6 protein-coding genes and 3 pseudogenes are annotated in these 10,069 nt (G+C 51.2%); 2 read left to right on the top strand and 7 right to left on the bottom strand.

The window, feature by feature from the left end; genetic code table 11:
- Positions 1-60 precede the first annotated feature (60 nt).
- The 4 genes and pseudogenes from BLT50_RS19790 to BLT50_RS17575 all read right to left on the bottom strand — a co-directional run.
- Positions 61-330 (bottom strand): annotated as a pseudogene (locus BLT50_RS19790) (IS481 family transposase); the annotation flags it as partial.
- A gap of 57 nt (positions 331-387) precedes the next feature.
- On the bottom strand, positions 388-4,224 hold the full coding sequence (locus tag BLT50_RS17565) for a glycosyltransferase (RefSeq protein WP_175491523.1): 3,837 nt from the start codon (positions 4,222-4,224) through the stop codon (positions 388-390).
- 154 nt (positions 4,225-4,378) lie between these two features.
- A protein-coding gene (locus tag BLT50_RS17570) for an IS3 family transposase (RefSeq protein WP_090030429.1) occupies positions 4,379-5,466 on the bottom strand; the annotation gives its coding sequence in 2 pieces (ribosomal slippage) (positions 4,379-5,217 and positions 5,217-5,466; 1,089 coding nt in all).
- Between the two features lie 127 nt (positions 5,467-5,593).
- Positions 5,594-5,818, bottom strand: a pseudogene (locus BLT50_RS17575) (transposase); the annotation flags it as partial.
- 82 nt (positions 5,819-5,900) lie between these two features.
- On the opposite strand from BLT50_RS17575, the pseudogene BLT50_RS19795 reads away from it, so the two are divergent.
- A pseudogene (locus BLT50_RS19795) lies at positions 5,901-6,023 on the top strand (IS110 family transposase); the annotation flags it as partial.
- A gap of 489 nt (positions 6,024-6,512) precedes the next feature.
- Here the strand turns inward: BLT50_RS19795 and BLT50_RS19110 are convergent.
- From BLT50_RS19110 to BLT50_RS17595, 3 genes are all read right to left on the bottom strand, one after another.
- Positions 6,513-7,577 carry a hypothetical protein gene (locus BLT50_RS19110; protein ID WP_139170566.1) on the bottom strand — a complete coding sequence of 355 codons (1,065 nt, stop codon included), beginning with the start codon at positions 7,575-7,577 and terminating at the stop codon, positions 6,513-6,515.
- A 469-nt stretch (positions 7,578-8,046) separates the two neighbouring features.
- Positions 8,047-9,123 carry a rhamnan synthesis F family protein gene (locus tag BLT50_RS17590; RefSeq protein WP_090030412.1) on the bottom strand — a complete coding sequence of 359 codons (1,077 nt, stop codon included), beginning with the start codon at positions 9,121-9,123 and terminating at the stop codon, positions 8,047-8,049.
- A 200-nt stretch (positions 9,124-9,323) separates the two neighbouring features.
- Positions 9,324-9,725, bottom strand: coding sequence for a hypothetical protein (locus BLT50_RS17595; RefSeq protein ID WP_139170567.1), 402 nt, complete (start codon positions 9,723-9,725; stop codon positions 9,324-9,326).
- Positions 9,726-9,881: 156 nt separating this feature from the next.
- Between BLT50_RS17595 and BLT50_RS17600 the strand changes: the two genes are divergently transcribed.
- A partial coding sequence (locus BLT50_RS17600; protein ID WP_139170485.1) for a transposase occupies positions 9,882-10,069 on the top strand: 188 nt, incomplete at its 3' end.

Consider the following 10,069-nt stretch of genomic DNA (forward strand, 5'->3'; position numbering starts at 1 on the left):
AAGCTTGGGCAGACTCTACATCATGATGAGGGATTTCGCGGGGGGCAGGTCAGCAGGTCAAAGGGCATAGAGGCTTTCGCCTAGCGGCAAGAGCGTGTGACGCCGAAAAGCAACGACCATTGCTTGCTAAGCCTCGTTGAGAACGGAGGGCCGAGGCTCCTTGGGCCCAGTCGTGAGAGCCTCGACCGTCTCGCGGTTGCACCAATTCACGACGGTCTTCGGATTGAGCCCGAGTTCCCGACTCAGCGCAGCGGTCGAAGCTTGCAATCGCTGTGTTGCTGCCGGGTTGGCGCCCGTAGTCGTGGCGTAGCCGTGACGAACTTGTCCAATAGTGTCTACTTCTACTCCGCCGAATGAAGCGCCACATCAAACCGTGGGATCAAACACTTAGCATCCTTGCACTGTCATGCCCTCATTTTCGATGACAATGCCGCACAGGCGTTCGACAACATGCGCAAAATCATTATGAGATTTCGTGCTCATGGAATCTCCTTTGAAGAGTTCCGGCTTGTTGTGGAGTTTCTTGAAATGCTCGAAAGGGAAAGCGCGGGCCAAGAACATGGTTCCACCGATATACCTATTTCCTGACTGAACACCAATATAGGATCGCCACTCCTTCAGTTTATAGTTATTCTCCTCGTTATTGTCGTGAGTGTTAAATATGAAGTCTTCGCAACCAAGTGCGCCGATCGTCTTGTCCTTTTGCAAGCGCTCAATATTGGCGCTCGCAATTTTCGGTGAGCCGGCCAAAGCGCCCACAAGTTCATCGCGCCAAGTGTAGCCCGGGACATCAATCCCGTAGACATCTCCCTGTTCTGTAGTCCGAGGGGCCTTGGTGTGAAGCTTCAGAATATAATCATATTGTGAGAGATTCACCCTGCGTAACACTTCGATGAACGGAAAAATATCGTATCCGAGGTTCGGTAGTTCGATAAACTTGCACCCCGGCTCTGCCGCAAGAACGGCGGCCTTGTCGATTTTCGAGCCTTTGTGGGTCGTAAAATACACATCTCTTGGGAAATCATGAAAACTGGAAATAGCTTCCATCATGAAGGGAAGCTGATCCTCATAATATAAATGCACATGAACAAGTATGCGGATCATCTCCGGGATTACTGTTAGCCCTGAAATTGCACCGACGACTTGCGGAGACTGGCGCTGATCATCCGAAAGCGACGAAAGTAGTGCATCTTTGCTTTTGGTCTGGACCGCATATTTCCAGAAATATTCGCCGAGCCGCCAATCTGTCTTGTTAGTCGGTTTGTCACCACTGGCGAAGTGAATAATCGATGGTTTGTTGAACGCCCTTGCATAATCGAAGAACAAGTCCTCAGGCACAGTAGAGCGAAGATGAGAATAGTTTTGAAGATACCAAACTGTATTCCACTCTGTCGACAAATAGTAGACATCTCCATAAAAAACACTATTGAAGATACATTGATCGAAAAATACTGGCTGATTAATCTCCTTAATTTTGTCTACGCACTTACGAAACAATTTTTGGGTGTTTCGGTGAGATAGGTCCACAAGCAGAATACCCGCCTGAAAATACCGGTCGACATTCCAGATGCCTAGGTCTTTTTGAAGATACGCGTAGAAGTCTCGGCTCTTTATTTTTTTGCCTGCATTAGCGGCGTGGATATTGGCAACGTTAGGGGACGCGCCTATTGCTCTACCACACAGATCGATATCATATAGGTCAGCTATGTCCCGATTTAAAATGATATCAGTATCGATATAAGCCACCTTTTCGTAACCTCTAAGAATATCATTGAGGAAAATCTTATTGTACGTCTCGACTGGTACATAGCCTTCGATATGCAAATCCATGTTGGTAAGTGCTGCCAAGACAGGTGTCATGTCGTAAAATCGAATAGATATATTTTCATTTGAACTGTAGTTGTCCTGAATGCGCTGTTTCGAGGTATCAGTCACATCGCGAGTTAGGATGATAATATCGTAATTCCGTTCTTTCGAGCTGTTTGCAACAACGGATGCCAGAAGGACGTCAAGGAAATTTACGAATGCTTCGTTGCAAGACAAGACAATCGCCACCGCACCGTCATCGAATATGGGTTCAATTCGTTTTTCAATTACCTTCCGCAACTGTATCTCTTCTGGAGTGTTATGACGCACCACAGCAAAGTCCTTGTAGAGGCTACGACAATTCGGGAATGTAATGCTTGGAAACGAGAAGCCGTGCTTCCAGAGAAGAAAGCAGAAATGGGCCTGGTCTCTGGGAGCCACCGTTTCGATCAACGTCCACCACTCTTGCATAAGCAACTTTATCCGGGCATCGTGATGCTTACGGAAGATTACATTGTTTTCGGTCAACCCCCAATTCGTTGGAAAACCGTCGGAACGGGCCTTTTGAATAATGTTGTCCACGAGGCGAGCCTGTTTCTCATCGATCCGACCGGTTCTGACGATCTCGTCCAATTCTTCGGAGATACAGGATCTCGAAAAATGCTGAGGCAAAAGCATTTCTGCGCCTCTCTTCTCGATGGCTTCAAAGATGTAGGGAGTGAGCACGTTGATATTGCCATCTACATAGAGACTCTCCTCGTAGTCGGCAAAAAGCTCGCTCGGATGCATCTTGTGCCAGCGGTTAGTCAGCGTTGCATTTTCGAGTGTTTTTTCGAGCTGGCGAATCTTCCAGACACCGACTTCCTTAGATTCAAGGAGATCTTGTCTATCTGTAAAGCAAACGTAGTCTGAGGATCGATCGATATACTTGGGCTGAATTAAGTCGTCGTAATGGCCCACTATACAAGTATAAATAACGCGCTTCGCTTCCCGACTTTCCCTATACAACCAATAATCGCTGATGTCCTGCGGCTTTGGATTCCAAACGTTTTCTTCAAATTGGTATCCATTGTGTCGTACCGTATCCATAAAATGGGTTACTGGATTTTTTTCCAAATCCGCAGGACGCTTTATCGGAAAATAGTCCGACGGCTCGTACCCATTTTTCCAGCCTTCAATGATATAATGATTTAAGGGGGAGAGGATTCTTTTATCGCGCTTTGCTGCGGTTTCGATTTCGCTCCAGTGGCGATCCCTATACCAGCGTTCATCCCAAAACCCAGACTCCATAATCGGCAATAGCTGATCCGACAACGTCGGGGTTAGCTCTAAGCGAGAGGGATCCCGTTTGGCCGCACTCCTAGCAAAACGCGCCGCAGCCCTCTTTGAGACGATCGGCCGCGACTTGCTCAGACCATGCAAAATTTTGTACTGCAAAGTGGTGAATAGGTTTTTTAGCAGCTCCCGAGGCGTGGCTATCTCTTCAATTTGCACGCGCACGGCTATCGCCTTTTCCACGGCTGCGGCAAGCTCACTCTTTTTTTCTTCGAGTTCGTCGGCAGTCGCCTTTAAGGCGGCGCTAAGGCGTCGGGCCTCACCGGGATAAGCTTCAAGGCGCATACTGAGCGGGCCCGTAGGGTTCCGGCTTTCGTTGCGCTTAAGTGGTTCGCTAAGGTCGAGATTTTTGATGCTCTCATCAACCAGCGCTGATGTCCCGGAGACGACGCGGTGACCAAGCGCATTGTCTCCGGGATGCCCCTTGCGAACCAGAACAAGTGAATTGGAAAATATAACCTCAGTAATACAATCAAGCGAATTTGAGTCGAAATCAACGGCCCAATGCTTACTAAAATAACTTAAAAGGGTATTCTCTGGCACATCGGCACCCCAGTGCTCTCGATTTACGTAATCCGTCAAACGCTTAAAGAAATTGAGCGACGAGTACGGCGCCTCAGTGCCACCTTGGTAGTCTTCGAAGTAGCTCGCGTGGAGATCCTCAGCGATATAGACACCTCCAGGTTTCAGCATAGGAAAATAAAGTGAGAATGCTTTCACGATATCTTCCGATTTATGTGACCCGTCATCGATTATTATGTCGAAATATTCTGAAGCCTTAGAGATTTTTGCTTTAACGATCTTGGTCCCAGCATCACCTACAAACACCCGCACACGCGGATCGTCGTATGTAAGCGACCCACATTTTGGATTAATATCACATCCAACTATGATCTCAGCTTTGGGAAAAAATTGCGACCAAACTTCAAGTGAGCCACCATTCTGTATTCCGATTTCCAGCAATCTAACCGGGCTGGCCTGAAAGGGAGATAAATGCTTCTGGTAAAACGGAAGATAGGACGCCCATTTGTCGGATACCTTCTCGTGGCCGCTCTCGACTATTTCCATCAGCCCTTTTTCCATATTTGGACGATCTCCATCTGTGCACATCATAGTTAAAAGTAGCAGGGCTTCTTGATGGATGTTTTTTCCACAAGTAGCAACAGGAGAACCAAGCCAAAATAGTAGTTCGACAGCTGGTAATCCTCCCCGTTTTGACGGGGCGCGACTGTAGAACTTACGCGGCCATTTTCAGCTTCATGGCGGGTGTGACGCCGCCGATGCCCATGTTGGGGCGTTCGTTGTTGTAGGTCCATAGCCATTCAGTTGCGATCTGGTTCACCTCCTCGATGGTTTCAAAGATGTAGAGGTCCAGCCATTCATGACGGACCGTCCGGTTGTAGCGCTCGACGTAGGCGTTCTGCTGCGGTTTTCCGGGCTGGATGTAGGTCAGGGCGATGCCCTGCTTCTCTGCCCAGATCGTCAGCGTTGAACTGACATATTCGGGGCCGTTGTCCACCCTGATCGCCAAAGGCTTGCCGCGCCATTCGATGATCTGGTTCAGGGACCGGACGACCCGCTCGGCGGGCAGCGAGAAATCGACCTCGATGCCCAGGCCCTCACGGTTGAAGTCGTCCAGCACGTTCAGAAGCCGGAACTGTCGCCCGTCGGCAAGGCGATCGGCCATGAAGTCCATGGACCAGACCAGGTTGGGCGCCTCCGGCACCGCCAGTTCCTCGGGCTTCTCCCGCTTCAGCCGTCGCCGGGGTTTGATCCGCAGGTTCAGTTCCAGCTCGCAGTAGATGCGGTGGACCCGCTTGTGGTTCCAGACATGCCCCTTCACGTTGCGCAGGTGCAGGAAACACAGTCCGAAACCCCAGGTCTTGTGGACATTGGTCAGCCCGATCAGCAGCTCGGCGATCAACTCGTTCTCCTCGTCACGCTTCGGGCTGTAGCGGAAACAGGTCTCGCTGACGCCGAACGCCCGGCAGGCCAGCGCAATGCTGACCCCCTTCGTCGCCACCGCCTTCTCGGCCAGCTCGCGGCGCTGAGCTGGCCGCGTCACTTTTTTCCCAGTGCCTCTCGAAGCAGATCGGCCTGCATGCTGAGATCGGCGAACATACGCTTCAGCCGCCGGTTCTCGTCCTCCAGCGCCTTCATCTGGCTCATCATGGACGCATCCATGCCGCCATACTTGGCCCGCCACTTGTAGAACGTCGCGCTACTGATCCCGTGCTCGCGGCACAGCTCGGGAACGGGCATACCGCCCTCCGCCTGGCGCAGCACGCCCATGATCTGGGCTTCGGTGAAACGGCTCTTCTTCATCGGAATCTCCTCGTTCATCCTGCCGAGAAAATTCTACTTCCGCATCCCATTAACCATGGGGAGGATTACCAGCTCAGTTTCCCGGTTTAGGCCGAAGTATCAGAGCAACCTTGTCTAGGCTCAGGCCTCATAACCAGAAAATAACGGTTGCGGCTAGAGCGATGGCCGAGAAGAAGACTTCTGGGCAGTGATCGTATCATGTGGCAACCCGTTGCCGGTCTTTCAGGCACCCGAACATGATCTCAATGCGGTGGCGGCGCTTGTAGCAGCGCTTGTCATATTTGACAGGCTTGCCGCGCGACTTCCTGCCTGGGATGCAGGATTGTATCACTTTGTCTTTCAAGGCCTCGCGGAGGCGAGCATTGTGCCAAGCAGCAACCGTCATGATGAACCGCGGCCGATCGACATGGCTGAGAACATGGGGAGCCCAGCTCGCGCAGCGGCGCGGTCGTAAAATCGCGATGGTCGCCATCGCACGCCGCATCGCTGTCATACTTCACCGGATTTGGATCGATAACACGACCTTCCAGCCAGATGCCGCGCCGAACCTTGCCTGACCGGATGACACATCACCCCTTGCCTGATTGATCGTAGGCTTCCGACGTCCCGCAGGGACGTGGTTCCGAGGATGCCGTGGCTTGGACTGTCGCTGACACAAGTCAAGCACGCCTATGAGATGGGCTCATCGGAATTACATCGAACCAGCATCATGTTGGCAGCCGCCGCGCTGACCACGAACCGAAGCATGTACCCGAAGGACCTCAGCCAATAGCCGCGACAAAAGCCAGGGCGGGCACCAAAAATTATCAAAGGAACCGCTATGGCGGATCTATTGTTTTGCGCAAAACGGCTTGACCGGGACGCCCCCGTTACCGAAGTTCAGACCCTAGTCGCTATGGATACTATGCGTTTCATTTTTTAGCTCTTCTGTTCGCTTTTTGACACACGGCAATTTTGACCCCCTAAAAGTGTCGCCAACTGAGATCATGAGATATCGCATTTTCGCACGAAGAGAAAAGCGGGTAATAGTATATACGTTTCGTAGTTTACTTTTTCGAAGAAAACCGCTTGGAGATAATGGACTTTAGTTTATGCCTGATTGTCGTTTTTTGCTGAAAATGACTGCCCGGAATAGCATGGTTTATCAAATATTCTGAGATTATTTCCAACTGCTCTTTACTAAAACAATAAACGTCCATTGCGTCTTCTATTAAATCGTCACGATACGCGTGCTCTATGCCAGTGAAATTCGACACGAAATCAATATCCTGCCTCATCGAATGGAGAAAATCAATTTGCAGTTCCAATGGAAAAGTAACACCGGACGAAGGAACATTTGGTAACAGAGAGGCTAACTCCTTTCCAACGTGGCCGTCAAAATGCGCACCGGAAGAATTCAACAACTTAATTATGCAAGCCTCACCGCCAGTTAAAGATCTATTCACCTTAACGTTTGAAGGTATAACAAAGCGTGACTCATTTACTCCAAGCCAACTCGAAAGAGCACTAATTTGATTTTCCTTTATTCGCGAATAGTTCAAGATCGTAAGGCTTACTAAATCATGATTGATACAAATCTCAATGAAGCGGCGAACGCGCGATGGATAACGGGCAGTTGTAGTAGATAAAAAATCGGACAGGTCTAACTGACCTCTATTCGACTTAATCAATTGGAGCCAAGCTGACACTGCGAATGAAATTGGGTCTCTAATAAAAAGTAAAACATCAATCTGTTCAAAACCATGCCTCCTTAGAGTGCTAAACAACTCTCTAGCACTACCCTCTTCCTTTAGTATATCCGGAAAATGCAAAAACAAAAATTCACTTGACAAAAGAATAGAGCTCTCACGCTCTTCAATACTTGAAAGAAACTCATCTACGCTGGAGAGACTCTCAAAAATATGGCGTGCGTTTCCTGAGGTCACTTCTCCAAAGTTCGCAGACTCACGGGAAACGTCTGTTGGATATAGGATGTGGTCTTCCAGAAGGTTATCCTGGCTTAATACAAGTACATTTTGAAGGAAACTTGTGCCGGTTTTCCCATGCCCAACGTGTAAAAAGAGTCTTTTTGTTCGAGGCTGCACTAGTTGACCTTCTCTCTTAGCGCTCAAGCAAATGCAAATGTGGCTCTTTGTCCCCATTTCGCATGTCTACCTGACCTATCAAGTTTGATTGTTATTGCAAGATGGGTCTGGCTTCCATCGGGATGGTGGGTTCCAGAGCCGATGTGCGGTAGCCCAGTGAAATGTGTGGTCTCCTAGTGCTGCAGGGCGTCTTGCATTCTTAGATGTTGATCTGTGTTTCGCGCTGGATGTAGAAAGCATCGCCATTGGCTACCCCGTCCCGGAAGCATTAGTTGAGGCTCTCGCAATATCCACTCATTCAAGGGCGTCCTGGTCCGATATATGCATTCTTGTGCGGTGTCTCAGCTCCGTGACGCGAGCCTGCCAACGATGCGGTTGGCAAAGGAATAGATCACGAAGGCCACATATCGAAGCCCTGCCTTAATAATCAAATCTGACTTTTGGGCGGTTAGGTGGAGCTTAGCAAATTCCGTTGTCAATCCGCCACCCATCGTCTTCACTTCGCATCCCAACGTCGTATCTCGTCGCGCACCACGTCGGCAAAATTCTCATCCAGACCGCATGAAATCAGTTCCCTGCGCTGCAACTGATAAATTTCCTGCCGATCCTTCTTGAGGAGAGGAGAATGGAGTTGGCGGATCAGAACCTCGGGATGCATCACCAGGAAGTACTTCTCGAATATGCCGCGCTCCACGTCTTCCATGACACCGGCCCGCCATGCATCGTCAAGGGTGTCGGTTTTCAGGTGGCGCTCCAGGCGGGGCGCGCTACCGGTATCGACGCGTATCTGGTATTCGATGATGCGCTTGAGCGTTGCGTTGTCCAGTGCTTTCAACGCCTCTGCCCCGTCGGCATATGTGTGGCGGAACTTCACCGAATATCCACGGCTTCGAAACTCTTCGGTCATCGGTATCTCGCAGCGCCGCACCACAAGATTCTTGTTGTTCGTCAGGAAGAGACCCCTCCAGTGCGCCTCGAAATCAGCGCTCCCAACAAGCTTTCCGCCAAATGCGAAAAAGTAGGACTGGATATGGCGCCTGTGATCCCCCCGAACCCGGTTGTTCAGCGTGAACCCGAAAAGATCGGCATCCGTTTGCCGCGCTTCGTCAATCAGATCGCTATCGTCTTCCAGTGGGAACCAGATGCTGTCATTCATCACATAAAGATGCGTGAGTTCATGGCCCGCATCGAGCAGATACAGAATACCATCCCGGTATCCGCCAAAATCGTATCCGAAATTGGGACGCTCAATGATCCTCCAGGCGTAATGGCTTAACCGGGATTTGTCGCTCTCGCTGAGCGGCGCGTTGGAAACGACCAGCGGAGCAATCCCGCGCGCCTTGAAGTGATCCAGCGTGTGAAAAGTCGAGTCCAGCAACCCGCTGGGCTGAAAGATCAAGAGTATTGCAACATCGGTCGAATACGGCAGCCGACCCTCGGTGACCGTGATGTATTGTTCCTTCTTCCTGTCGTAGTGGCGCTTGGCGATGGGCGAGATCGCGAACCACGGAATACTCGCAATCTGCATGACTATACGCTTCAGTTCGCGTTTGATTTTCCATGCTGGAATCATTGAGGCGTCCGGGGTTCGTTTTTCAATTTGCGGGCGTGTGGGCTGCAATGACCGATAGCATTGAGATGGTCAAGCTTCGCCGGGGAATCGGCCTCGCCAATTCGCAGCCTATTGCGCAAACGAACTTCGCCGGGCCGTTGCCGGCACAGACGTTGGACGCGCTGGCCCTCACGACAGGAGGGCGCAACCATGGCAACCGGTCAGAACGACTGCCGGATGATCACCCCGTCCTTTCGGAGAATGATGTAATCCGGTTCCACCGTCGAAAGTGTCGCCACGAAAACCACGCGCCAAATGGTGCCGCAGTCATACACCCGGTACCGATGCGTACGCAGATACTCGCGTAGAGATACATGGCGGCCACCACGCTTCGGGCCGCGGAACCCGGGCTCGAGCCGCGTCATGACCGTTGCGCGCAGCCCCGGATCCCGGATTTCAACGCAAGTATCTGGAACGCCTACAACGATCGAGGGCCCGGGACGGGGGCCCGCCACGATGACACCATCGCAAGCGGCCAGACCGCCCAGGGCAAGGGCAGCGATGGCCAGCCTTGTGTTGCGAAACAAAGAGGTGCTGCTGTTCGATTGCTTTGGCTTGCGCATGGGGAACCTCTCCTTGAGGATTGAGCGCCGCGCGACGGTCATGCCGGCGCGGATTGCGAGGAAACGACAACACACAATCGGAACCCCGGCGAAACCTGAATGAGCCTCCCCAACTGAACTGGTCCACCACTATGTTTAGGAAACGGAGGACCGAGAATGGCAAACAGGCGACCCAAACCCGAAGAGATTGTCTCGAAGTTACGACAGGTTGAGGTGCTGATGGGACAGGGCATGTCCCGTCTCGACGCAATCCGACAGATCGGCGTTGTTGAACAGACGTACTATCGCTGGCGCAAGCAGTATGGCGGAATGGGCGTAGATCAATTGAAAGAGCTGAAGCGGCT

The organism is Lutimaribacter saemankumensis (assembly GCF_900100005.1).
Classification (GTDB): domain Bacteria; phylum Pseudomonadota; class Alphaproteobacteria; order Rhodobacterales; family Rhodobacteraceae; genus Lutimaribacter; species Lutimaribacter saemankumensis.

Bases quoted from the DNA above. Each gene is read 5' to 3' on its own strand.
- BLT50_RS17565 (WP_175491523.1), bottom strand. From the start codon at position 4,224: ATGGAAAAAGGGCTGATGGAAATAGTCGAGAGCGGCCACGAGAAGGTA.
- BLT50_RS17590 (WP_090030412.1), bottom strand. From the start codon at position 9,123: ATGATTCCAGCATGGAAAATCAAACGCGAACTGAAGCGTATAGTCATG.
- BLT50_RS17595 (WP_139170567.1), bottom strand. From the start codon at position 9,725: ATGCGCAAGCCAAAGCAATCGAACAGCAGCACCTCTTTGTTTCGCAAC.